General features: G+C 36.4%; 20 protein-coding genes. 9 read left to right on the top strand and 11 right to left on the bottom strand.

What is annotated here, in order from left to right; all coding sequences use genetic code 11:
- Positions 1–147 precede the first annotated feature (147 nt).
- Together G5B32_RS05350 and acs are read right to left on the bottom strand one after the other, a co-directional pair.
- Positions 148–384, bottom strand: a complete 237-nt coding sequence (locus G5B32_RS05350; RefSeq protein WP_165290515.1) for a hypothetical protein — start codon at positions 382–384, stop codon at positions 148–150.
- Between the two features lie 92 nt (positions 385–476).
- Positions 477–2393, bottom strand: a complete 1917-nt coding sequence (acs, locus tag G5B32_RS05345; protein WP_165290514.1) for an acetate--CoA ligase — start codon at positions 2391–2393, stop codon at positions 477–479.
- Positions 2394–2581: 188 nt separating this feature from the next.
- On the opposite strand from acs, the gene G5B32_RS05340 reads away from it, so the two are divergent.
- Positions 2582–3466: a hypothetical protein gene (locus tag G5B32_RS05340; protein ID WP_165290513.1), complete on the top strand. Its 885-nt coding sequence runs from the start codon at positions 2582–2584 to the stop codon at positions 3464–3466.
- Here the strand turns inward: G5B32_RS05340 and G5B32_RS05335 are convergent.
- Genes G5B32_RS05335 through rsmA form a run of 3 tightly spaced genes read right to left on the bottom strand, consistent with a single transcriptional unit; the run spans position 3428 to position 6308 of the window.
- Positions 3428–4357 carry an NAD(P)-dependent oxidoreductase gene (locus G5B32_RS05335; protein WP_165290512.1) on the bottom strand — a complete coding sequence of 310 codons (930 nt, stop codon included), beginning with the start codon at positions 4355–4357 and terminating at the stop codon, positions 3428–3430. The two genes, G5B32_RS05340 and G5B32_RS05335, sit on opposite strands and share 39 nt — an antisense overlap.
- A gap of 6 nt (positions 4358–4363) precedes the next feature.
- Positions 4364–5527: an FAD-dependent monooxygenase gene (locus tag G5B32_RS05330; protein ID WP_165290511.1), complete on the bottom strand. Its 1164-nt coding sequence runs from the start codon at positions 5525–5527 to the stop codon at positions 4364–4366.
- A 1-nt stretch (position 5528) separates the two neighbouring features.
- On the bottom strand, positions 5529–6308 hold the full coding sequence (gene rsmA / locus G5B32_RS05325) for a 16S rRNA (adenine(1518)-N(6)/adenine(1519)-N(6))-dimethyltransferase RsmA (protein ID WP_165290510.1): 780 nt from the start codon (positions 6306–6308) through the stop codon (positions 5529–5531).
- A gap of 152 nt (positions 6309–6460) precedes the next feature.
- Between rsmA and pdxA the strand changes: the two genes are divergently transcribed.
- From pdxA to G5B32_RS05300, 5 genes are all read left to right on the top strand, one after another.
- The gene (gene pdxA, locus G5B32_RS05320) at positions 6461–7516 is read left to right on the top strand and encodes a 4-hydroxythreonine-4-phosphate dehydrogenase PdxA (RefSeq protein ID WP_165290509.1); all 1056 of its coding nucleotides are present in this window, start codon (positions 6461–6463) and stop codon (positions 7514–7516) included.
- Positions 7517–7615: 99 nt separating this feature from the next.
- Entirely contained in the window at positions 7616–9046 is a 1431-nt protein-coding gene (locus G5B32_RS05315; RefSeq protein ID WP_165290508.1) for a CCA tRNA nucleotidyltransferase, read from the top strand.
- 49 nt (positions 9047–9095) lie between these two features.
- Positions 9096–9683, top strand: a complete 588-nt coding sequence (locus G5B32_RS05310) for a plasmid pRiA4b ORF-3 family protein (protein WP_165290507.1) — start codon at positions 9096–9098, stop codon at positions 9681–9683.
- Positions 9684–9686: 3 nt separating this feature from the next.
- Positions 9687–10604 carry a tRNA (adenosine(37)-N6)-dimethylallyltransferase MiaA gene (gene miaA / locus G5B32_RS05305; RefSeq protein WP_165290506.1) on the top strand — a complete coding sequence of 306 codons (918 nt, stop codon included), beginning with the start codon at positions 9687–9689 and terminating at the stop codon, positions 10602–10604.
- 309 nt (positions 10605–10913) lie between these two features.
- Positions 10914–11690 (top strand): mechanosensitive ion channel family protein, encoded by a 777-nt coding sequence (locus tag G5B32_RS05300; RefSeq protein ID WP_165290505.1) that lies wholly within the window; start codon positions 10914–10916, stop codon positions 11688–11690.
- A 68-nt stretch (positions 11691–11758) separates the two neighbouring features.
- Here the strand turns inward: G5B32_RS05300 and G5B32_RS05295 are convergent, their stop codons facing one another.
- Complete coding sequence (locus G5B32_RS05295) at positions 11759–12184, bottom strand: nuclear transport factor 2 family protein (RefSeq protein ID WP_165290504.1); 426 nt, start codon at positions 12182–12184, stop codon at positions 11759–11761.
- Positions 12185–12392: 208 nt separating this feature from the next.
- Positions 12393–13460 carry a branched-chain amino acid aminotransferase gene (locus tag G5B32_RS05290; RefSeq protein ID WP_165290503.1) on the bottom strand — a complete coding sequence of 356 codons (1068 nt, stop codon included), beginning with the start codon at positions 13458–13460 and terminating at the stop codon, positions 12393–12395.
- Positions 13461–13606: 146 nt separating this feature from the next.
- On the opposite strand from G5B32_RS05290, the gene G5B32_RS05285 reads away from it, so the two are divergent.
- Complete coding sequence (locus tag G5B32_RS05285; protein ID WP_165290502.1) at positions 13607–15367, top strand: OmpA family protein; 1761 nt, start codon at positions 13607–13609, stop codon at positions 15365–15367.
- Between the two features lie 110 nt (positions 15368–15477).
- Here the strand turns inward: G5B32_RS05285 and G5B32_RS05280 are convergent, their stop codons facing one another.
- Both G5B32_RS05280 and G5B32_RS05275 read right to left on the bottom strand, forming a co-directional pair.
- Complete coding sequence (locus tag G5B32_RS05280; protein ID WP_165290501.1) at positions 15478–18021, bottom strand: CHAT domain-containing protein; 2544 nt, start codon at positions 18019–18021, stop codon at positions 15478–15480.
- Positions 18022–18026: 5 nt separating this feature from the next.
- The gene (locus G5B32_RS05275) at positions 18027–20039 is read right to left on the bottom strand and encodes a PKD domain-containing protein (RefSeq protein ID WP_165290500.1); all 2013 of its coding nucleotides are present in this window, start codon (positions 20037–20039) and stop codon (positions 18027–18029) included.
- 69 nt (positions 20040–20108) lie between these two features.
- On the opposite strand from G5B32_RS05275, the gene G5B32_RS05270 reads away from it, so the two are divergent.
- Entirely contained in the window at positions 20109–20663 is a 555-nt protein-coding gene (locus tag G5B32_RS05270; RefSeq protein WP_165290499.1) for an RNA polymerase sigma factor, read from the top strand.
- A gap of 12 nt (positions 20664–20675) precedes the next feature.
- Positions 20676–21389, top strand: coding sequence for a tetratricopeptide repeat protein (locus G5B32_RS05265; protein ID WP_165290498.1), 714 nt, complete (start codon positions 20676–20678; stop codon positions 21387–21389).
- Here G5B32_RS05265 and G5B32_RS05260 read toward each other — a convergent pair.
- Both G5B32_RS05260 and lptB read right to left on the bottom strand, forming a co-directional pair.
- Positions 21386–22903, bottom strand: a complete 1518-nt coding sequence (locus G5B32_RS05260; RefSeq protein ID WP_165290497.1) for a GH3 auxin-responsive promoter family protein — start codon at positions 22901–22903, stop codon at positions 21386–21388. The two genes, G5B32_RS05265 and G5B32_RS05260, sit on opposite strands and share 4 nt — an antisense overlap.
- Positions 22904–22929: 26 nt before the next feature.
- Entirely contained in the window at positions 22930–23664 is a 735-nt protein-coding gene (gene lptB / locus G5B32_RS05255) for an LPS export ABC transporter ATP-binding protein (protein WP_165290496.1), read from the bottom strand.
- Positions 23665–23671 lie beyond the last annotated feature (7 nt).

Genomic DNA, 23671 nt, shown 5'->3' with positions numbered 1-23671 from the left:
CAGCATTTGTAGTTAGAAAATTAATTGCTTTTTCAACATCATGAAGTTGTTCCTGAATTAGAACAGATTGCCCATCAATATAACGGTAGTTAATATTTGCCACAGCAATATCAGGTGCTAACCGCCTAATAGCTTCTACAGATGCTTTCAAATCACTTTTATCTCTCCACTTATCCAAGCGCCTCCGTAAATCATAACAATAAGCTTCGTATTTGCATTTCTATTTTCGGGCAAGTACAAATCGATTTTATGTCTTGCATGTTCTCCGTAAGCTGTGTCTATAATTTCTCTATAGCTCGTGTTTAAATCTAACGCTTCGTAATCATCATCTTTACATGAAAGGAAGATGATTGTGCTTATGAATAATAAATATAACTTTCTCATAATTAGGTGGTATAGGTGCTAATGTGCTGACTTTAAAGAAAAGTAGTATAATAAAAAAGGATAGCTTTTTGGCTATCCTTTAAATGTAGTTGTTACTTTCTAAGCTTTTCAGCACCCTCAATGATTTTTTCTACTACCGTAGGGTCTTGTAGTGTTGATGTATCTCCTAAACTGCCCAATTCGTTTTCTGCTACTTTGCGTAAGATTCTACGCATAATTTTACCTGAACGCGTTTTTGGTAAATCGCTTACAAATTGAATAATATCTGGTTTGGCAATAGCCCCAATCAAACGAGTTACCGTTTGTAGGATGTCTTGACGAGTTTGATTTTCGTCGATATGGTGATTGGCAATGACATAAGCGTAAATACCTTGACCTTTTACGGGGTGAGGATAACCTACAATTGCAGATTCAACTACATCAGAGTGCATGTTGATAGCGTTTTCAACTTCCGCTGTACCGATACGGTGTCCAGAAACATTCAATACATCATCCACACGTCCTGTAATGCGGTAATAACCTTCGGGGCTGCGGTAACAGCCATCACCTGTAAAGTACATATTCTCGTAAGTAGAGAAATATGTTTGTTTACAACGCTCGTGGTCGCCCCAAGTTGAACGTAACATGCCTGGCCAAGGGAATTTGATGCACAAATTACCTGAAACATCGTTGCCTTCTATTTCTTTACCATTTTCATCCATCAAACATGGTTGAACGCCGGGAAGAGGTAATAATGCGTAACCTGGAATTTCAGGTGTAATACCTGCGATAGGTGTAATCAAGTGACCACCATTTTCAGTTTGCCACCATGTATCTGCAATTGGACATTTTCCTTTACCTACTTTGTCTTTGTACCAATGCCACGCTTCCTCATTGATTGGCTCGCCTACAGAACCCAATACGCGTAAAGATGATAAGTCCTTAGAGTCTACATATTCGTCGCCAAAGGCCATCAATGAACGAATAGCTGTTGGAGCTGTATATAGAATATTGACTTTGTATTTGTCCACAATATCCCAATATCTACCTGCATCAGGGAAAGTAGGGATACCTTCAAACATTAATGAAGTAGCACCTTGTGAAAGTGGTCCATAAACGATATAACTATGACCTGTAATCCAACCAATATCAGCAGTACAGAAATATACTTCTCCTGGTTGATATTGGAAGGTGTTGGCAAATGTATAGCCCGTATACACCATATAACCTCCAGTTGTGTGTACTACACCTTTTGGCTTTCCTGTCGAACCGGAAGTATACAAAATAAACAACGTGTCTTCTGCATCCATTTCTTCTGCAGGACAAGCTGGATTACCTTGTGTTTCTACTTTTTTAATTTCGTCTTCCCACCACACATCACGACCTTTAATCATCGAAACTGGCGTACGAGAACGAGTCAAGACAATAACTTTCTCCACGGATTTACACTGCATCAAGGCGTCGTCTACGATGGATTTAAGTTCCAATACTTTTGGACCACGGAAACCACCGTCAGCTGTTACTACTAATTTACACTCCGCATCATTGATACGATCCGCAATAGATTGTGCAGAGAAACCACCAAATACGACAGAGTGAATGGCACCAATACGAGCACAGGCTAATACAGCAATTACTAATTCAGGGACCATTGGTAAATAAATACACACACGGTCACCTTTTTTGATATTGTTATTCTTTAATACGTTAGCAAATTGTTCAACTTTGTTTAAAAGTTGTTTATAAGTCAACACACGGTGCGCTTCAGTAGGATCATTCGGTTCCCAAATGATGGCTGGTGTGTCGCCATTTTGATAGATATGTCTGTCTAAACAGTTTTCGGTAATATTTACTTTACCTCCTTCGAACCATCTGATATCTGGATCTTTGAAATTCCAATTTAGAACATTAGTCCATTTTCTTTTCCAAAAGAAATTGCTTGCAACATCTCCCCAAAATTCTTCTGGATTTTCGACACTTCTCTTATAAGCGTCCTGATACTCCTCAAAACTTTTAATTTGAAAACTCATCTCTCTTTCTCTAAAATTTTCTATAGGTTTATATTTTATTATACTTAGTTATCCAATTCAGACATTCATTTATTCAATGTGGCAAAATGCCTGATTTAGAGACTAATTTAATTTTTTTTGCCATTAAAAGCGAATGAGGCAAAGAGATTGTTACTAATTATCTGTGTAAAAGTGAATAAATTTTTGACGTGAAAAAGCTAGAACAGATTTGGAAATTTTTCGTGTTTACTAATTTGTTGATTGCCAGTGCAGCAGCAGCGCAGGTGCTTTTGAGTTATGAAATTTTTCACCTTTCTTACAATCTTTATATTGTCTTGTTGGAATTTGCGGCGACTCTATTACTGTATAATTTAAGCATCTGGATTTCGAAACCTAAAGATTATAAGCAATCACCTTACGAGCGAACACGGTGGATTTTTGGTAAAATGCCCATTTTTTGGATAATAAATGTCTTAGCAATTCTGCTTCTTCTGTATGCGTTAGCACAAATCCATTTTCAAACACTCCTGTACTTAGGATTTATTGGGGTGCTAAGTTTGGCCTATGCGCTTCCTCTTCTCAAAATAAAAGGTCAATGGAAAAGTTTTCGTCACCTACCTTATATAAAGGTGTTTCATATTGCTTTGATTTGGTCCTTAAGTACAGTGGGATTGGTCTATGTGGAAAGTGTAAATAATTTAGAAAACATCGCATGGGGCAGTTTGCTTTACTTGTTGAGTTGTAAATTTTTGTTTATTCTTCTAGTGACTATTCCTTTTGATATTCGGGATATGAAACAAGATTCTTATTATCACCTGAAAACGGTTCCTTTGGCTCTAGGAGAAATTAGAGCAAAATACCTCTGTTACCTTTTAGGGATATTGCATATTTTGTTGGTTTTGGCAATGCCTACATCGACAGAAATCAAAATAGGCTTGATACTATGTGATATTTTGGTGTTGCTAATTTTCAAAACCAAAATATTTAAAGAGCAAAACAACTTTCTAAATGTTTACTTGTTGGATTTACTTTTAGTAGGGCAGTATGCCCTATGTTTATTTAGTATTGAAGTCGCTAATAATCTTATCCGCTAAAATAGCTGAAAGCTTGAAGTAACTTTCAAAAGTCCAGCCTGCCACATGGGGACTTAAGATAACATTGTCTCTAGAGATTAAGTCCTGATACCAATCCTGCTCACCCAAAGCAGGGAATTTTTCGATAGGTAATACATCGAAAGCTGCTCCTAAAATTTTCCCTGAATCTAATGCTTTTAATACCGCAGGAACATTTACAATTCCCCCACGTGCACCCATCAAAAAGAAAATAGGCTTGCGGAAATGCAATAGATATTCTTCATCAATCAAACCTTTGGTTTCGCGTGTCAACGGAATATGAAAACTTACTACATCAGCTTGTTTTACAACTTCTTCCATCGAAACTTCTGTAGCATATTGATCCGAAAATCCCGTTTTGTATTTGTCGTAAGCAATGACTTTGACATCAAAACCTGAAAGTTTCTTCGCCATCGCTTGACCATTATGTCCATAACCAATCAAAGCAACCGTTCTTCCTTTGAGTTCATATCCACGGTTTTCTTCGCGTCTCCATAAGGCTTGGCGAATTTCCATATTGCCACGATTAAGATTATTCATCAAACTCAATAACATCCCAATCATATGCTCACCTACCGCATCACAATTTCCTTCGTTGGCAGGGAAAAGTTTGATGCCTTTTGATAATGCATAATCTTCATCTATATTGTCCATACCTGCGCCAGAACGACCAATTAATTTAAGGTGTGGAGCTAAATCGATGAATGCTTGATCGATCTGGAACTTCGAACGAATAATTAAGCCATCATATTGATTTATGACTTTTTCTGCGACGGCACGGGTAATATCAGGCTGGTAATTGTAGCTAATACCTGCTTTATCAAATTTTTCTAAAAGGACTTGATGTATGTCGTCAACGATAAGAATATTCATGTTCGCTTATTTTCCTATTTTCATAAAATCCACAGAGAGAAGTTGTGTCAAACCGGCCTGAGCCACACTTTTAGGTAGAATTTTCATAATATTATTTCTACAAGCTACCAAAAATGGATTATACCATTGCGAAATCTCTCCAATTCGCTTTGAAGTGTCTGTGATATATTTGGTGCGTTTCAATCTGCGTTGTTCAAAATTACGAAAAGCTTGTTGAATAGGTTTATTATCTTTCAATTCATCGACTAATACCGCTACATCTTCTAATGCCTGACAAGCGCCTTGTCCCATATTCGGGGTAGTAGCGTGACCTGCATCGCCCAACAGCAGTATATTACCGTAGGCAAAATGTGATAAAGGTTTAATATCTATTATATCATTCCAAATCAAATCTTCATTCTTTGTTTCAAAAAGAATAGTAGGAATTGGAGTGTGGTAGTCTCGAAAATGTTTTGTTAAATCCTGAACAGTGTAGTCTTTATAGACTGGGTTATTGTCTTTACTGTTGACACAAGCGTACCAATATATCCGATTTCCAACTAATGGCGTCATACCAAATCTACCTTTTACACCCCAAGTTTCAGAACCTTTGTCTAATTGAATACTGCTGTTGTCAATTGTAGCTCGCCAGCAGGTATAACCTGAATAACGCGGTGTAGAGTATGGAAGAAGTTGTTGTCGCAAAGGAGATTTTACACCGTCGGCTATAAGTAGATATTTACACTTTACTGAGCTTCCGTCCCTGAAAAATACGGTTATACCATTCGAATGCGGTTCAAAACGTAATGCCTGTTTGTCAAGAAATACTGTTTCTGAGGGAAGTTTGCTTAACAGATAAAAATGTAAATCTGCGCGGTGAATAGTGAAGTTATCTTGATTGTATTGCTGAGAAAGTTTTTGAGTGTCCGGAGCAAATAAAATATTTCCGTGCTGGTCTAATATATTAAAGGAATTGGTATAAAAGCCTATTTTTTCTACTTCTTCTTTTAGACCTAGTAAATCTAAAGCTTGCATGGCATTCGCTGCCAAGCCAAATCCAGCACCAATACCTTTGAGTTCTTTTGTCTTTTCGAAAACCACGAATTCACGACCCAATTGTTGAAGACCAATCGCAGCGGTCAATCCCGCTACGCCTCCGCCTATTATCGCAAATTCCGTTTCAATGTTCATATCATTTAGATTCGGAAATTTCGTTTGTCAACGCGACGAAATCAGCAACTGTTAATCTTTCTGCACGTAAATCGTATAGTGGATTGTCGCTCATTTTGTCTTTTGCAATTACCCCAGAAAGCGAATTACGTAAAGTTTTACGACGTTGATTAAATCCTGCTTTTACAACTTTCCAAAATAAACCTTCATCGCAACCCAAATCCGTTACTTTATTACGCGTCATTCGCATTACGCCCGAAAGAACTTTTGGTGGAGGGTTGAAAGCACCTGCTTTTACGGTAAACAAATATTCGACATCGTAATAAGCCTGCAAGAAAACGGAGATAATGCCGTATTCTTTGCTTCCTGGTTTGGCTACACAACGTTCGGCTACTTCTTTTTGAAACATGCCTGCCATTTGCACGACGCGGTCTCTTTCTTCCAAAACCTTAAATAAAATCTGTGAAGAAATATTGTATGGATAGTTGCCGATGACAGCCATTTTGTCTCCAAAATATTGGCTGAAATCCAATTGCAAAAAATCTCCGTGAATTAATCTGTCGCCTAATTGTGGGTATTTGTCTGCAAGATATTCAATGGATTCGTCGTCCACATCAATCAAAAACGTCTCGTATTCTTCTTTTTGCAATAAAAAATCTGACAATACGCCCATACCAGGACCTACTTCCAAAACTTGGGTGAAGCCTAAAGAAGTGTCCAGAGCATCAGCAATACGTTGTGCTGCATTTTTATCATTCAAAAAGTGTTGTCCTAAGTGTTTTTTTGCGCGTACCGTACCCATATTTTATCTTAAACAACAAAATTACTAAGTATATGGCAGATTGTGGTAAAAAGATTTCGTTAATTGTGGAGATTGAATGCACGATAGAATTCGGATTTACCTTCTTCTTTCTTATTTTTTTCCTATTTTTGATTTGAAAAACGCTAAAAACGATGAGTGATAAATTAAAAGTTGGTATTAGTATTGGGGACATTAATGGTATAGGTTTGGAAGTGATTATCAAATCGCTGTTAGACAATCGTGTATTGGATTTCTTTACGCCAATCGTATACGGTAATACCAAGAATGCTTCATTTCATCGTAAAGCGAACAACATCAATGACTTTAGTTTTAATGTTATTAATGATGTTGACCAAGCAAATCCCAAACGCCCAAATCTGATTAATTGTTGGCAAGAAGATGTTAAAATTTCATTGGGCGAGGAAAACGAAATCGGTGGAAAATACGCTTTTATATCGTTGGAACGTGCTACGGAAGATTTAATAGCTGGAAAACTAGATGCTTTAGTAACTGCCCCTATCAACAAACACAATATTCAAAGCGAAAATTTCACCTTCCCAGGACATACCGAATATTTACAAAGCAAAACCAATGCAGAAGATGTATTGATGTTTATGGTTTGTGATGAACTAAAAATTGGAGTTGTTACAGGGCACATTCCATTGAACGAGGTTGCAAGTAAAATTACAGAAGAGGCAATTTTGAAAAAATTGCGCATGATGAATGAATCTTTGAAAAAAGATTTCTGGATTCAAAAACCAAAAATTGCTGTGCTGGGATTAAATCCACACGCTGGCGACAATGGCGTGATTGGTACAGAGGACGATGCTATTATTGCTCCAACTTTAGAAAAAGCTAACCAAGAAGGAATTTTCTGTTTTGGTCCTTACCCAGCAGATGGTTTTTTTGCAGGTGATGCTTACAAAAAATTCGATGGGGTATTAGCTATGTACCACGATCAAGGCTTAATTCCTTTCAAACATATTGCTAGTCGTAAAGGTGTAAATTATACAGCTGGTCTTCCTATTGTTCGTACTTCTCCAGATCATGGCACAGGTTATGATATTGCAGGGAAAAATTTAGCTTCACATGAGTCTTTCTTAGAGGCAATTTTTACGGCAGTGCATATCGTCAAGAATCGTCGCGAGCAAGCTGAACTGTCCGAAAATCCACTAGCATTCCGTAAACTTTCAAAAGACAGAGATTAGTCAAATCGGGAGATTACCTTATATTTTTGACTCATTTTTCTTTTTATTTAAGTATTTTTGCCAACTAAATAGATCGGCAGGGTCTATGATATGTGCGCTATGACTGAAGACTTACAACATCCAATATTTTCTATTATCAAAGATTTAGCTGACAAAACAGGCACTGAAGTGTATGTGATTGGAGGCTATGTGCGGGATCGAATAATGGGTCGTCCTTTCAAAAATGATGTGGATATATTGGTTATTGGTTCGGGAATTGATTTCGCAACTAAGTTGGGTGATTTTCTACATACCAAAGTTGCGGTTTACAAATCTTTCGGTACAGCGATGTTGGTATACGACGGGCTGGACGTGGAGTTTGTTGGGGCTCGTAAAGAATCCTACCGTCGTGATTCACGCAAGCCTATTGTAGAAGATGGTACTTTGCAGGACGATCAAAATCGTCGCGATTTTACAATAAACGCAATGGCTTATTCGTTGAATAGTGCAACGTACGGTCAATTGCTAGATCCTTTTAATGGATTAGCAGATATTGAAAACCGCGTTATTCGTACGCCACTAGAACCAAAAGAAACATTTTCTGACGATCCGTTGCGTATGATGCGGGCAATACGTTTCGCAACACAATTAAATTTTAAAATTGATGTATCAGCTTTAGAAGCGATTGTCGAAACAAAAGATCGTATAAAAATTATATCCAGAGAACGTATTACAGACGAGATAAATAAAATCATTTTGTCTAAAAAGCCTTCTATTGGATTCAAATATTTGTTTGATACAGGTTTGTTGGAATTGGTATTCCCAGCGATGGCAAATCTGTATGGTGTAGAATATGTAGATGGTAAAGGCCATAAAGACAATTTTTACCATACTTTAGAAGTGTTGGACAATGTAGCGGAAATGTCGGACGACTTATGGTTACGTTGGGCGGCTATTATGCACGATATTGCGAAACCAGCTACTAAACGTTTTGATAAGCGTATCGGTTGGACTTTTCATGGTCACGAAGATAGAGGAGCACGAATGGTGCCGAAATTGTTCGCGGAGATGAAGTTGCCTTTGAACGAAAAAATGAAATTTGTTCAAAAATTGGTTCAACTACATTTAAGACCTATTGTTCTCGCTCAGGATATTGTGACGGATTCGGCTGTGCGTCGTTTGTTGTTTGAAGCTGGAGATGATATTGATGCGTTGATGTTATTGTGCCATGCTGACGTGACCACCAAAAACGAATTCAAAAAGAAGAAATACCGTGACAATTTTGAGTTGGTAAAACAAAAACTGAAAGATGTAGAAGAGCGCGATCATCTACGCAATTGGCAGCCACCAGTAACAGGAGAGGATATCATGCATGTTTTTGGCTTAGGGCCTAGCAAGCAGGTGGGTATTATTAAAAATGCGATTCGCGAAGCTATATTGGAAGGTGATATACCTAACGAACGTATGGCAGCTTATAATTTTATGCTCGAAAAGGCAAAATCCTTGAATTTAGAGCCAAAGCAAATATTGTCTTTAGAGACAACAAAATAATTTATAATTTTATAATTAGAAACTAAGCATCACTTAGTGTTATAGATATATGGCAGTTTATAGATTTAGAGTTACTTTCGAAGATTATGAAGATGTGTATCGCGACATAGATATGCCTTCAAAAGGTACATTTTTAGAATTACATCATGAGATACATAAGAGCACGGGCTATAATGCTGAGGTTTCATCTTCGTTCTATGTGAGTAATGATCAGTGGAAAAAAGGTACTGAAATAGCGCATCTTCCAAATCCCCGCAAGAAGGATACAGGCGTGTTAATTATGGAAGATATTCGTTTAAGTAAGTTTATCGATGACCCACATCAAAAATTTTATTACATCTATAATTTTGATAGACCATATGATTTTCATGTGGAATTGATAAAAATCTTGAAGGAAGAAGACGGTAAAGAATACCCTTCATTGTTTAAAGCTGTTGGTCAGGCACCAAAATTAATAGCTGCGGCTAATTTTCCTGTTTCTACGGATGACGATGAAGACGATGATTTTATTGAAGAAACTGCAACCGAAGAATATGGTGTAGATGAAGAAGATGACTTCGATTTGTTGGATGATGAAGAGGAAGAAGGCGAAGAGGGTGAAAAAGAAGAGTTCGGTGGCGGTGAGGACGATTATTAATTGATGTCTTCAACACAAAGAAATAAAAAAACTTTAGTCGTAGTCGTTGGTCCTACAGCAGTAGGTAAAACAGCTACGGCTATTTTATTGGCACAACATTTCAATACCGAAATCATCTCGGCTGATTCTCGTCAATTTTATCGTGAAATGACTATTGGTACAGCAAAACCCGACGCAGATGAATTAGCTGCAGCTCCACATCATTTTATCAATTCCCATTCTATCAAAGAAGAATATTCGGCAGGCGATTTTGAGCGTGATGCTTTAAAATTACTGGATGAATTGTTTCTAACCAAAGACATCGTTGTTATGGTAGGAGGGTCAGGTTTATTTGTTCGAGCGGTGTGTGAAGGTTTGGATGATTTACCTAAAGCTCCAGAGGGTGTTCGAGAAGCTTTGAATAAATCTTTTGAAGAACAGGGTTTAGAACCACTAAAATCACGTCTCAAAGAAATAGATCCTGCTTATTCTGCTGTGGCGGATATTGACAATCCGCAACGTGTCATCCGTGCCCTGGAAGTTTACGAAGCAACAGGTAATCCTATTTCTTTCTACCAAAAGAAAGATTTAGTACAACGTCCTTTTGATATTGTGACCATTGGATTGAATATGGAGAGGGAGAAGCTCTATGAACGTATTAATCTACGTGTAGACAAAATGATGGAAGCTGGGTTATTAGAAGAAGTAAAATCTTTAGCAGCCTACCGTCAAAAACCTGCAATGCTCACTGTGGGTTATTCAGAAATATTTGATTATCTGGATGGTACTGTATCCCTACAAGATGCTGTTGGCAAAATCAAACAAAATTCTCGTCGCTATGCCAAGCGCCAAATTACTTGGTTTAAAAAATACGGCAATACGACTTGGTTTGAACCTTATCAAACTGAAGAGATAATACATTTTATTATCAATTCTTTGTAGAGTATTTCCTACAGAAATCAAATTATATATTTCCCAATCTAATAGTGTAATCTTATTGTAAGATGCTGTTTTTTTAATTTCTTATGATTTTTTTTGTTGGATAAGATACAGATAGCTTTTTGTTTATTTATTAACAGGACGCTTCTGAATTGAAAATAGAAATCCGTCCGTTTTGGATTAAAATTTGAAATAATTTCATAATTAAAAATTAAAATTTTTAATTATGAAATTATTTCAAATCGAAACAAATCTTCAAATGCAAATCAGATCCTCGATAGCAGCCAACTTTACGCATTAAAAATAAAAGATATGGCTTTGGATTATACACCCAAAATACTAGGTGCTATATTAGTATATCTTATAGGAAGTTGGAAAATAGGAAGAATAGCTAATGTAAGTCGTAAGATGATGATTCATCGCAAATTTGATGTATCTCTTCAAACTTTTCTTATTTCCTTGATTAAGGTTGGGCTGACAGTCATGATGTTCCTAGCGATAGTAGGCATGCTTGGGGTTAATATCACAAGTTTTGCCGCGTTATTAGCCGGTGCTGGTTTGGCAATAGGTGCAGCGTTGAATGGATCATTATGTAATCTTGCAGGTGGAGTGATGTTGATGATTTTTAAACCTTTCAAAGTAGGTGATATTATAGATGCTCAAGGTGTAGCAGGAGTTGTAGCAGAGATAGGGATTTTCTGTACTACAATTCTCTCGCCTGAGAATAAAACTATTATTCTTCCGAATGGCGCTTTATCAACTGGAGTGATAACCAACTTCAACACGCATGTTAATCTTCGTGTGGATTTGAAAATAGGTATAGCCCTAGATGTGGATATTGATCGTGCAAGAGAAATAGCTATTCAAGCGATGCTAAAACATCCGAAAGTTTTACAATCTCCTTCGCCTGAAGTAAATGTACTGGAAGTGGGAAATGGTATGACTACACTTGCTATTCGTCCGTATACCACGCAAGAAGATTATTGGGATGTGTATTTCGGCGCGCAAGAACTTGTTAAAAAAGCATTTGATAAAGAAGGAGTGGCAGGGCCAATTCCTACCAGAATAATTATCAATCAGAAGCAATAGTTTTTTATTATACAGTAAAAGGCTTCTCCACCTTGGAGAAGCCTTGTCGTAAACGATTATGATGTGAATTATAAAAAGTTGCTAATTACTCTGTTGATTTTCCAGCCTTCTGCGGTATTTGTCATATTTACGATATCTACACGAGTGAAATTCTCAAATATCATAGTCACTTTAGCTACTGCTGTATCTCCTGATTGATCCAAAATTTCGTATGAACTGGTACAACTGTAAGTTAGGTTATTGGTGTTTTCTAAGAATTTTCCGTACTCTTTTTTAGTCGCTTTTGAATTACTTGCTGCATTAACAAATTCAAAATCATCAGTTAACATCTCTTTCACAAAACTTTGTTTTCCTAATAGCGAAGCATCAATATAGTTTGATACGATTTTGCGAGATGCATAGTCTTTCATCGGGCTAGCTTTCTCGTTAGCGAATGAGCTTAATGATAAAACCATCATTACTACTGTTGCGATTGTTGTTAAATTTCTTTTCATGGTTGTTTATGCTTTAGTTTCTTAATTTTCTTTTGATATCTCAAAGGTATTGCGAAAAGGTATGCTCAAGAATGGGATTTAGACCAATGAAAGAGGAAAGTCGGTGAAATTCTGGGATTTCTCGGTGAGAATTTTTATCGAGGGAAGTCTATAAACAAAAAAGGTCTAGACATAATGCCTAGACCTTTCTGTATGATTTAAAATCAATTTATACGATAAAGTTCCATCCAAAAGGATCTTCTACCTTACCGTAACGTAATTGATTTAAATAATCTAAAACCTTGTTAGAAAACTCTCGGCCTTCTACTGGAGGTAAAGTATAGTCTGTTCCTTCAAACCCAATTCTATCAATATGAGTAATCGTAGCAGCTGTACCTGCAGCAAAAGCTTCAGAAACTTGGCCAGCTTTGATTCCATCGATTAATTCCTGAACGGAAACTCGACGTTGCTCTGCTTTGTAACCCCATTCTTCGGCTAATTGCATGATGGTACGTCTAGTTACGCCGTGTAGAATAGTATCTCCATGCGGTGTGATAATCGTATCACCAATACGGAATATTAAGTTTGCAGTACCTGCTTCTTCGATGTATTTATGTTCTAAAGCATCTGTCCACATAATTTGATCGTAACCTTCATCATTTGCTAATTGTGTAGGGTATAATGATAAAGCATAATTACCTGCATTTTTAGAGAAACCTACACCGCCTTCTGCAGCACGAGTATAGTGTGTCTCCACTTTTAGAGAGATAGGTTTGCTATAATAAGCCCCAACAGGACAAGTGATTACTACGAATTTGTATGAAATCGAAGGGTGTACACCCAATGCTGATTCCGTAGCGAACATAAATGGACGGATATATAAAGACGTACCTTCTTTCGATGGCACCCATTCACGATCGATATCTAATAATTGTTTCAAACCTCCTAAGAAAATTTCTTCGGGTACTTCTGGCATTTGTAAGCGAGAAGCTGATTTGTTGAAACGTTCCCAGTTTTTGTCTGGTCTGAAAATACTTACAGTTCCATCTTCAAATTTGTAGGCTTTGATTCCTTCAAAAATTGCTTGACCATAATGCAAAGCAGACATAGATGGACTAATAGTTAAATCGCCATAAGGGACGATGCTGACGTCTTCCCACTTACCGTTGTTATATTCAGCGACCAGCATGTGGTCTGACATGATTTGTCCAAACTTAAGATTGTTGAAGTCTACTTGCGAGAGTCTTGATGAATTTGTTGGCTCTACGCGAAATGAAATTTGTTCTGTCGCGCTCATTTTCACTTATATATTTTAGTTGGAATGCAAGTTAAAAAAAAAGATTTAGAGCTTCTTACTTATTTTTTAAATAGAGGGGTAACAATGCGAGTTTTTTATTGATATAAAGGAAACAAAGAAAAACAATAAAACTAAATAATCAGATTATGAAAAGACTTTTACTCGCATTAATGTTAATTGGATTTACATTTTTAGCACAGGCACAACGAAAGGAGCACGGAGATTTTCAAATAGGAATCTTCGGAGGTGCAAGTACACCGTTGAATAAGTACAAAAGCTACACGGATACGCAAATAGGCTACCATGGCGGACTATTTATGGATAAATATTTCTCTAGCAATACGTGGGGCATAGGAATTGACGCCCGTTATATGTTCAACGCAATCGCAAAACGTGATACATTCCATTTTGAAAATGGTTATTTGTCAACAGATTATTTAAATAAAGCTAGATTTCAAGATTTGGTTTTCACCTTGGGACCTTCTTATAAATACAGTAATAATAAATTCCAATTAGAGGCGTATTTGCGTGGAGGTATAATGATGCAGTCTTTTCCAGAATATGTATCATCTATTACTTATCGCGATGCACGAGGCGAAACCACACACGCTATTGAGAAAACAATAAATGATCCTTCTAACAAAGCTAATTCTTGGGTTGGATTAGGCGGTTTCCGCTTCAATTATATGTTTACCCCTAATTTCGGAGCTTTTGCGCATATAGATTATGTACAATCATTAGGCACTAAGTTTGGCAATAAACCTAGTCGTTTTGTTTCTGAAAGATTAGAAGAAATAAATGCTAATCCTATTGAATCTACGACTACAGTTAAAGATTATGCTGATCATTATAGAACGGAGGCAAAAACTATTGAATATACCGTACATCAAACATTAAATACAGGTTTGGGAATAAAATATGTGTTTGGAAAAACATCTAAAGTTACTGACAAGCCAGTGTCTCCAAAATATGATGAGATTATAAACACCAAAGTAGACGCAAAAGATTTACAGATTGTAGTGAAAGATAAGCAGACAAATATGGCCTTAAGTGGTGTTACTGTAAGTATAGAAGGTCAAGAGGTAGAAGAACGCTCTATTTCAGATGCTAATGGACAAGCTTCTAAATTAGAAAATATCAAACCAGGCAATTACACTGTCTTAGGTGAGAAAAATGGTGTTAAAACTCCTATTCTTCATCTGAGTGAAATAGATTTCAAAGGTAATTCGAAAGTTATTTTCAGAGAGATTTATCACGATGATCCAAGATTCACTTTGATTGGCGAAACATTCGATTGTAACATTGAACGCAACCTTTCGGGTATAAATACTGTTCTTACTAATTCAGAAACCAGAGAAAATATGAGTCAGATTTCAGACACAGAAGGAAAATTCATCTATCAACTGAATGCTCAAAGTGATTTTACAGTTGTGGCTAATCAACAAGGCCGATATTCTCAAACCGAACTGGTTTCGACAAAAGGATTAGATCGAAGCAAAACATTGTATGTGACATTGAAATTAGGCGTTTGTGATTTACAAAATAATGCAGCTTTTGTGTTGAAAAATATTCTATATGATTTTGATAAAAGCAACATTCGTCCTGACGCTGCTTTGGTATTAGATAATGTGGTTTCTATTATGAAGCAAAATCCTACGTTGAAAATAGAGCTTTCATCACACACTGATAGTCGAGGTAATGACGATTATAACATGAAATTATCGCAACGCAGAGCAGACGCAGCAGTAGCTTATATCGTTTCTAAAGGTATTAACCGCTCGCGTTTGGTAGCTAAAGGTTATGGGGAAAGCCGTTTGGTCAATAACTGTGGAAATGGTATAGATTGTTCGGAAGAGCAGCATCAAGAAAATCGCAGAACTGAAATTAAAGTATTAGAATACAATTAATAACAAAATATTATGAAAACATCACCTAAAGTTACTCCTGAATTGGAGGATGAAGATTTGAAAGACATGACTTTAATACAATTTCTAAAGGGCTATTTTGTGTATTTATTTCAATTTTTTATTCGACCCAGATAGATTTTTCGAGTCAGATAAACAATCAAAGCCAATAGCACTGATCCAATCAATATAAAGAGTAGGTTTGAAGATTTCTTCAAGCCTACTTCGTTTCCAATCCCTGTATAATTTATATTTGCCCAATACCAGGGATTCTGTTGCAATATGGAAGCTTGATTTAGAAATTTTCGCTTAGCTTGAGCTAAGGCAAGCATTGGACTTTCAGAATTTTGAAGCTCTTCATAAAAACCGGATGTAAGTTGAAGCATCACCTCATCATTTGCAAACCAATACGTAGAAATTACAGAAGGTACATTTTTACTCAAGAAAACACGCTGAATACTTTCCGTTCCTTCTGATGGTAATGCAACTCCACTGCCCGTATTACAAGCCGAAAGAAATACTAAAGGTGTTTTGATTTCAAAGAAACGAAGTTGATTAGTCGATATAGCCTGATGTAAATATAAATATGGCGCTTCAATACTATCCAATATCGTATGCGCAGCGATGTGAATGATATTGGTGACTGAGAAAGCTTCTCGGATAGTAGAATCGTTTTGATGCTCTGGAGAAATTGCCAAAGTTTTGTATCTAGCGGTCAAATTTGCAACTTCTTGATTTACAAAAGCCAGATGCGGTAAAGGTTTTGGAAATTCAGATCGATATAATAATGAAATTTCTTTGGACGTGGTAGGCGCTTTGTTTGTAATAAAATCAAAAAGCAAGAAGGAATTTAAATACGCAAAATTATAAGATTGAATTAAATACTCTTTGTCGTATAAGGCATCAAATGGTAAGCCGTACAATTCGCCATCTAACGAAAGAAAAATATTTTGTTTCTCAGATGAAAGTTCAGGTAATAGATTATGATAAAAGTATCGTGCTTCTTTATAATATTTTTCTGGATTGCTATTAAAAGAGTTTGGTGAAGAGGAAAAGTAATTTGATTTAAAGTGAATTAGACTATCCACCAAATTTTTATCTTCAATTTTTTGAAAGGCTAGCTGATCAGCTTTCGCATATACGATGCTCATGGACCTATCCTGATGTATATAATAGCTATAATAAGCCTCTTTTTTGCTTTGAAATTTTTCTAAGAAGGAAGATTTCGAGGGATTGAAATTCACGTTTTCAAAATAATTCTCCGCTAATTGGAACTCTGTTTTCAGTTTTCCTATTTGATCTGCAATACTTTTCTTTTCCTGTGCTGCATCCGTAGCATCATACTTTACATATAATCGTCGAATTTCTTGGATGGCATCTTTTATTTTTTGATCCGCTGAAGACCAATTTTCCGAACGATTGATTTCATTTATCAAGAGTCTAGCTTTGCTAAGCTCTATGCACCATAATAATGTTTCTCTGTTTGATTGAGTTTGTATTTCAGGATTTTCAATATAAAGTTGGATTAATTCCTCCAAAATTTTCTTATTCCAAATATTGTTGCGCAATTGATCTCTTTCGCTTGTGATGAGCTGCTGTGTACGAAAATCATTTTCTATAGCCCATTCGTAGTAATATATCGCCGAATCAATTTTATTTTCTTTATGGCTGGTTCGACCCAGACCCAAAAGCGCATACGTATATTTGTAGTCAAGAACATATTTCTTTTTTTCTTGTTGAAAATTTTGATATGCGGCTTTGTAATATTTATGAGCGGAATCTAGGTTGTTATGGTTTAATTCAATGTCTGCCAAAGTTAAATAGGCATTGGCTTTATTTCGGAATTGAGAGTGAGGGAAGCTCTGATGAAGGATATTCAATGCTTTTTCGACTTCTTTTTGAGATTTGTTTAGCGTGGCGTATTGTGTCAAGGCAGAAGCATACCATATTAGCGTATCACCTTGAAGTTGATATTTTTCAAATTCAGCGATAGCCGATTGATTGTATTTTGAGCTACTTGCCTGGTCATTTTCCATTTCGTAGGCTGTCGAAAGGGTATTCAAAAGTAAGGCTTTGGAGAGTGAAGTGGGCAATGTATTTATCTTATTGGCAAGCAACTGAATCGCTTTTTGGGATTCGCCATTGTAGATGTATGCATTTGCTAGATTATTTATTAATCCCAAATGTTGCGCATCTTCCTTTGGCGAAATGGTTTGCAATAAATCTTCTATCAAGGTAATTGCTTTTTTATTGTCATCTACATGGATATATAGAGCTGCCAAAGGCTTCAGTATGTAAAGAGAAATGTCAATATCTTCTACATTTTTTTCTTTAGCAAAATTCAAAGCCTTTTCATAAAATTGAATGCTGTGGAAAATATTTCCTTGTTCGCGAAGATTATAAGCCATGAAAACCAATCCATAGGCATAACTCTCATTCTCAAAATCGTTTTTGGGTTGTAGATTAATAGCTCGTATGAATGAGTCGGGATTAGCAATATACTGTTGCGGTTGATTTTCTGCTATTTCTTCAAATTCATCGAAAGATAGCATGGACTTTTCCGCTGGAATTGTAGAATCTTCTTTCTCAGGATTCTGGCAGCTCCAGCAAAAAGTAATAAGTATATAAGATAGAAGCTTAAATAGTTTATTCCTCATTACACTTAGAAACGCCAAACCCCATAAATGCCACTATACGATTTCTGATTTTTGTCATAACTCAATCTAAATCCAATAGCAGGTCCCATATATACTCGACCCAAATTGATATCAAAGAATGGATTGTATTTTATCGGGCTATCTTCTTTTTCTATATTGGTATTTTCTATTGTATGCTGGTTTTCTACGCCTTGAGCGGAGGTAAAAAAATAAGTCTTCGAGTTGCTAAATTTTGTGTTAAAATCTTTGCGAAATGCTAGACCAGCGCCAACAGAAACCCAAGAATTAATATTATAACGAATCTGAAGAGGCACTTGGATAGATAGAAAATCCCGATTAACCGTGCTATCTGTAGCTTGATATTCGTATTTCATATCTCGGCCATTCTCAACAAAAGTAATGACACCTTTTTCCTCTAATTGTCCTGTTTCACTACTTCTGCTATAGTATGAAGTGTAAATTTCTGCTTGCCAAAATGTTTTGTTGTAAGGGGCCATTGGTGCTAAACCAAACCCAAGTTGAATGCCTGGTTTAAATTGATGCTTAAGGGTGTTTTCTTCAGGTGTTCCAAATGTAGCTGCTGTTCCCACAGTTACAATAGGAGACCAAATTTGTCTAAATCTAGAAGTAGAAATATTCGTCGTGATAGGAGGATTATTATCAAAATAAATGTCCGTATAGGATTTAAAAGATTTGTTCTTGAACTTTTTCTTCTCCATATCAACTTCAAAAAGGATGAAACCTTTGGAACTATCTGGGTCTGTTAATGTCTTGGAAGCAGTACCAGGCAAAGCAATGTCTTTAAAATGAAAGACTAAAGCCCCATTATCTTTGATTGTGTATTGATAACAGCCTAATGCGTTTGGAGTAGCACAAGTATCGCATTTGGGATATAATGATTTTAAACGAAATGTTTCTTTTCGAACTTCGGGAGGCAAAAACATTTCCAACCGAACATGTCTAGCATCGCCTTCACCATCATTTTGAAATTGCACTTTATACGTCAATGTTTTGTTTTTGGATTGAAAACGATAACTCATGCGTGCAGGTCGGACAGACATTTTGTTAGGATCGTGTGACTTCACCACAGGAATATCGACTTGGTGGACATTGGCTATACCATTTTCAGGGATGAAAACTCCAGTAAGCGTCACTATAGTATTGGTGTCCACCAACATATCAGGCGTAACATCTAGATTTATCAATGAAAATTGCTGCTCTGCAATAGAAGGTTCGATATCATATGCTGAAAGGGAATTGTATGCACCATATAGATCTTTGAAATAGTCTATGGCTTGTTGACTAGATTTAAAATCTGAAACTTCTTTGATACCGTAATCGGGGCTGCCTGTTTTGGTAAAAGTAGATTGTTTTACAGATGCCCACATACTGTGAAGCTGGTCTTTTTGTACTAGCGAATCTAATTGTTCTTGATAATACTTGCTTTGGTTTGCAAATTTAAAACCATCCAAGCCTGCAATTTTTTCATTAGAAAGAATAAAAACCTTTCCTTTTTGACCACCTGTATTGACACCTACCACCAATTGAATGTCTTCGCCTGGTTTAGCGTCAGAAAGTTTATATATTTGAAAAATACCATTAGAAGAAAAGAAATTCTGTTCAAAAGCATTGGGCTGTAAGCTCGCTATAGCTGTATTCGCTGGCTTATTACTTTGTAATGGTTTCTTAGGTCTTTTGGGTTTAGGACCGTAATCGTAATTATTCACCGCATAAACAGAAACCTCATAGTTCCCTGGTTGGGCATATTGATGAGTAGGTTCTGGTTGCGTGCTGAAATGACCATCACCAAAATCCCATAAATATTTATAATAGGGCGTGCGACCTCCTGGTATTTGTACTAAGGGACGGAAAATCGGCTTGAAATGGAATACACCATCCACTTCGTATATCTCTATATTGCTTTGAAAAGTATCAATAGGTGTCAGCATAGTATCTTGCTGTGCGTAACCAATTTGCACCAGCAGACCAAGTAATATAGGTAGCAGTTTTTGAATCATATATTTAGGTCATTAAGGGTAATGAAAAATTAAAAATATTATTAAATTTACTAAGTAATTGCCAATTAAATGCATCTTGACCAAATTTATATTCAATACCTAAAGGATAACAATAGCACAGGTATTCAATTAATATATAATAAATTTTCAAAACAAATTGTTACCCTTATTCAGCAAAATAATGGGTCAGAGGATGATGGTTATGATATTTTTCAGGAATCTTTAGTGGATATCTATCATATGGCACATCAAAAAGATTTCCAACTTACCACCAGTTTTTCATCCTTCCTTAAATTAGTTTGTAAGCGTAAATGGCTGAATGCCTTGAAAAAAAATCAACGGATGCCGGTAACAAATCTTGAACAAAGTGTATTATATGTTGAAGATGAATCAAATAAAGCATGGGACGAAATGTTAGAAACGGTAAACCGTGAAAATATTGTGATGTCGCTATTGGATACCTTAGGTGAAAGTTGTCAGCAAATCATCAAGCGATGTATGCAGGAGAAACATCAAGAGAAAATAGCAGAATCCATGGGTATAACCTATGCTTATCTTCGAAAAAAGAAAAGTGAATGTATGGCCACACTAGTAAGGAAAGTTAAAGAGAGTGGGTTATTTTAAATAATTATTGAGATGGAACATTTAGCAGACAAAATTCAAGATTATATCGAAGGGCAATTGCAAGGAGAGGAGTTGCAAGAATTTGAAACTCATATGGAGCAGGATACAGATTTTCGAAATTTGGTTCTGTTGCAAACAGAAGTGCATGATATTATAAATAAAAGGCTGAACTCCAACGAATCCGACTTAAGAGAATCTTTGTTTCATGCAGAAACGGAATACCGTTATCCTAAACAAACTTTGTTTCAGCGGATAAAACCTATTGTCACCATTGCAAGTGCCGCTTGTGTGCTGCTATTTGGGTATTTGTTTTTCTTTAATAATAACACCGCTTTGTATGAGTTGCCAACTATGCAATCTGAGATCGTTCGTGGTCAAGAATCTAATGATCAATATGAAGAGGCTGTACGTCTGTATAATCAAAAATCGTATGCAGATTCCCGCACTATTTTGAATAACCTCATCAATAAAGAACCAGAAGTTATACAGTATCAATATTATGCTGCATTGACTTATTTAGGTGAAGAAAATTATAATGAAGCAAAAGTTAAGTTGAATCCTATTGCTAATGGTCAATCCATCTTTAAAGACGAAGCAAAATATTATTTAGCGGTGAGTTTAGAAAAATTGGGAAGTAAAGAAGAAGCTGTAGTGCTTTTGAAAACGATTCCAAATCAAGGAGAACTTGGTAGAAAAGCTCAAAAACTATTAGATAAATTGAATTAAGGTTGATGTATCAACTTTAACAAAGGTTCCAAATACTCACGGTTATTGGCCAGACGAGGAACTTTATTTTGACCGCCTAATTTTCCTCTGGACTTCATCCAAGTGTAGAAGGTTTCCTGGGGTGCATTGTGAATAATAGGTTGTCCTAATGCTAGATTTTTGAAGCGTTTTGCGTCGTAATCTGAGTTTATTTCACGCAAAGTAGTATCCAAAGTTTCACAGAATTTGTTGAAATCTGAAGGTTGTTTTTCAAATTCAATAATCCATTCATGCGCGCCAGCTTCTTTGTTGCTGAAATAAACAGGGCCAGCGGTATAATCTCGAATAATAGCATCTGTCACTTTACAAGCAGCTTGTAAGGCTTGATCTGCATTATCGACAATCACTTCTTCTCCAAAAGTATTGATGTATTGTTTTGTGCGCCCAGAAATTTGGAAACGATATGGCGATAGGGAAGTGAATTTAATCGTATCACCAATTTTATAACGCCACAAACCAGCATTGGTGGAAATGATCAAGGCATAATTTTTACCTAATTCTACTTCGTGCAAGCCTAAGGTTTTGGGATGTTCGTCTTCCAAATTATCCATTGGAAGGAATTCGTAATAAATTCCATAATCGAGCATGAGTAACAAATCATCCGAATCGGATTGGTCTTGAATGCCAAAGTATCCTTCAGAAGCATTGTAATTCTCCAGATAATACATGTTATCCGAAGGAATCAGTTGTTTAAACTGCTCTCGATAAGGCGTGAAACTTACGCCTCCATGGCCATAAAATTCCAAATTAGGCCAGACTTCCAATAAATTCTCTTTGCCTGTGATTTCGAGAATTCGTTTTGCCATAACGATATTCCATGTTGGAACACCAGCCAGACTTGTTACATTCTCTTTTATAGTAATTTGAGCGATTTGCTCTATTTTTTCTTCGAAATTTGGGTTTAGCGTGACCTCAACATTGGGCGTGCGTAAAAATTCAGCCCAAGAAGGAAGGTTTCGTATCAAAATAGAAGATAAATCCCCGTAATATGAATCTGGACTAAAGTTGTTTATCTGGGATGAACCGCCGATTACAACAGATTTGCCTGTAAAAACTTTATTGTTTGGCTTGTTGTGACAGAGTATAGTCAGCATATCTTTGCCACCTTGGAAATGACATTCTTCTAAAGCCTCAAGACTAACCGGAATAAATTTGCTGCGGTCTGCTGTAGTACCTGATGATTTAGCAAACCATTTTATGTCCGAAGGCCACAAAATATTTTGTTCGCCTTTGATCATGCGATCGATATAGCCTTTTAGGTCATCGTAATCGCTGATAGGTACTCTATTTTTAAATTCTTCTGGAGTGAAAATACTTTTGTAATCGTATTTTTTGCCCCATTCGGTAGCTTCAGCTGCAGAAATTAAGTTTTGGAACCATTCTTCTTGCACATCATGAGGATATTTGATAAAGAGTTCAATCTGGTGAATTCTTTTTTGCATTATCCAAGAGAAGATAGAATTTAATAGCGCCATACCTTAGGTTGTTATCTAGCTTTAAGTTAGAGTTTTTTTCTACGTAATACAAAATTCTGACCTAAGTAGAATTTGCGCGCCATTTCATTTTCTGCGATTTCTTCGGGCTTACCTGTCAACATGATTTTTCCTTCTGTCAGCAAATAAGCTCTATCCGTAATGGACAAAGTTTCTTGTACGTTGTGATCCGTAATTAAAACTCCGATGTTTTTGGCTTTCAATTTAGAAACGATAGATTGGATTTCCTCCACGGCAATAGGATCGACCCCAGCAAAAGGTTCATCCAACAAAATAAAGTGTGGATTAGCAGCTAATGCGCGTGCAATTTCGGTCCGACGGCGTTCACCGCCAGACAATAAATCACCACGATTTTTGCGTACACGATGCAAACTGAATTCGCTTAAAAGCTCTTCCAGTTTAGCCATACGTTCCTCTTTGTTGGGATAATGGATTTCCAAAACTGCTAGAATATTGTTTTCTACAGAAAGCTTACGAAAAACAGAAGCTTCTTGTGCTAAATAACCGATACCTTTTTGTGCACGTTGAAACATCGCATCTTTGGTAATTTCTTCGTCATTCAAAAATACATGACCTTCATTAGGCTTAATAAGCCCTACGATCATATAGAATGATGTGGTCTTTCCTGCACCATTTGGTCCTAGTAGTCCCACGATTTCACCTTGCTCCACGTGAAATGAAACATCATTTACAACAGTACGTTGTTTATATTTTTTGATGAGATGTTCTGCTCTAAGTATCATGAATCAA

The sequence above is a fragment of the Sphingobacterium sp. SGL-16 genome, from assembly GCF_011043515.1.
GTDB lineage: Bacteria > Bacteroidota > Bacteroidia > Sphingobacteriales > Sphingobacteriaceae > Sphingobacterium > Sphingobacterium litopenaei.
The sequence above is the reverse complement of the archived record's forward strand: the minus strand, read 5'-3'. Positions and strand labels throughout refer to the sequence as shown.

Coding starts and splice junctions, on each gene's coding strand:
- G5B32_RS05270 (WP_165290499.1), top strand. CDS start 20,109: ATGCATCTTGACCAAATTTATATTCAATACCTAAAGGATAACAATAGC.
- G5B32_RS05300 (WP_165290505.1), top strand. CDS start 10,914: ATGGCTTTGGATTATACACCCAAAATACTAGGTGCTATATTAGTATAT.
- G5B32_RS05280 (WP_165290501.1), bottom strand. CDS start 18,021: ATGAGGAATAAACTATTTAAGCTTCTATCTTATATACTTATTACTTTT.
- G5B32_RS05335 (WP_165290512.1), bottom strand. CDS start 4,357: ATGAATATTCTTATCGTTGACGACATACATCAAGTCCTTTTAGAAAAA.
- G5B32_RS05265 (WP_165290498.1), top strand. CDS start 20,676: ATGGAACATTTAGCAGACAAAATTCAAGATTATATCGAAGGGCAATTG.
- G5B32_RS05295 (WP_165290504.1), bottom strand. CDS start 12,184: ATGAAAAGAAATTTAACAACAATCGCAACAGTAGTAATGATGGTTTTA.
- G5B32_RS05275 (WP_165290500.1), bottom strand. CDS start 20,039: ATGATTCAAAAACTGCTACCTATATTACTTGGTCTGCTGGTGCAAATT.
- G5B32_RS05290 (WP_165290503.1), bottom strand. CDS start 13,460: ATGAGCGCGACAGAACAAATTTCATTTCGCGTAGAGCCAACAAATTCA.
- G5B32_RS05315 (WP_165290508.1), top strand. CDS start 7,616: ATGACTGAAGACTTACAACATCCAATATTTTCTATTATCAAAGATTTA.
- lptB (WP_165290496.1), bottom strand. CDS start 23,664: ATGATACTTAGAGCAGAACATCTCATCAAAAAATATAAACAACGTACT.
- pdxA (WP_165290509.1), top strand. CDS start 6,461: ATGAGTGATAAATTAAAAGTTGGTATTAGTATTGGGGACATTAATGGT.
- G5B32_RS05310 (WP_165290507.1), top strand. CDS start 9,096: ATGGCAGTTTATAGATTTAGAGTTACTTTCGAAGATTATGAAGATGTG.
- G5B32_RS05330 (WP_165290511.1), bottom strand. CDS start 5,527: ATGAACATTGAAACGGAATTTGCGATAATAGGCGGAGGCGTAGCGGGA.
- G5B32_RS05260 (WP_165290497.1), bottom strand. CDS start 22,903: ATGGCGCTATTAAATTCTATCTTCTCTTGGATAATGCAAAAAAGAATT.
- G5B32_RS05285 (WP_165290502.1), top strand. CDS start 13,607: ATGAAAAGACTTTTACTCGCATTAATGTTAATTGGATTTACATTTTTA.
- miaA (WP_165290506.1), top strand. CDS start 9,687: ATGTCTTCAACACAAAGAAATAAAAAAACTTTAGTCGTAGTCGTTGGT.
- acs (WP_165290514.1), bottom strand. CDS start 2,393: ATGAGTTTTCAAATTAAAAGTTTTGAGGAGTATCAGGACGCTTATAAG.
- G5B32_RS05350 (WP_165290515.1), bottom strand. CDS start 384: ATGAGAAAGTTATATTTATTATTCATAAGCACAATCATCTTCCTTTCA.
- rsmA (WP_165290510.1), bottom strand. CDS start 6,308: ATGGGTACGGTACGCGCAAAAAAACACTTAGGACAACACTTTTTGAAT.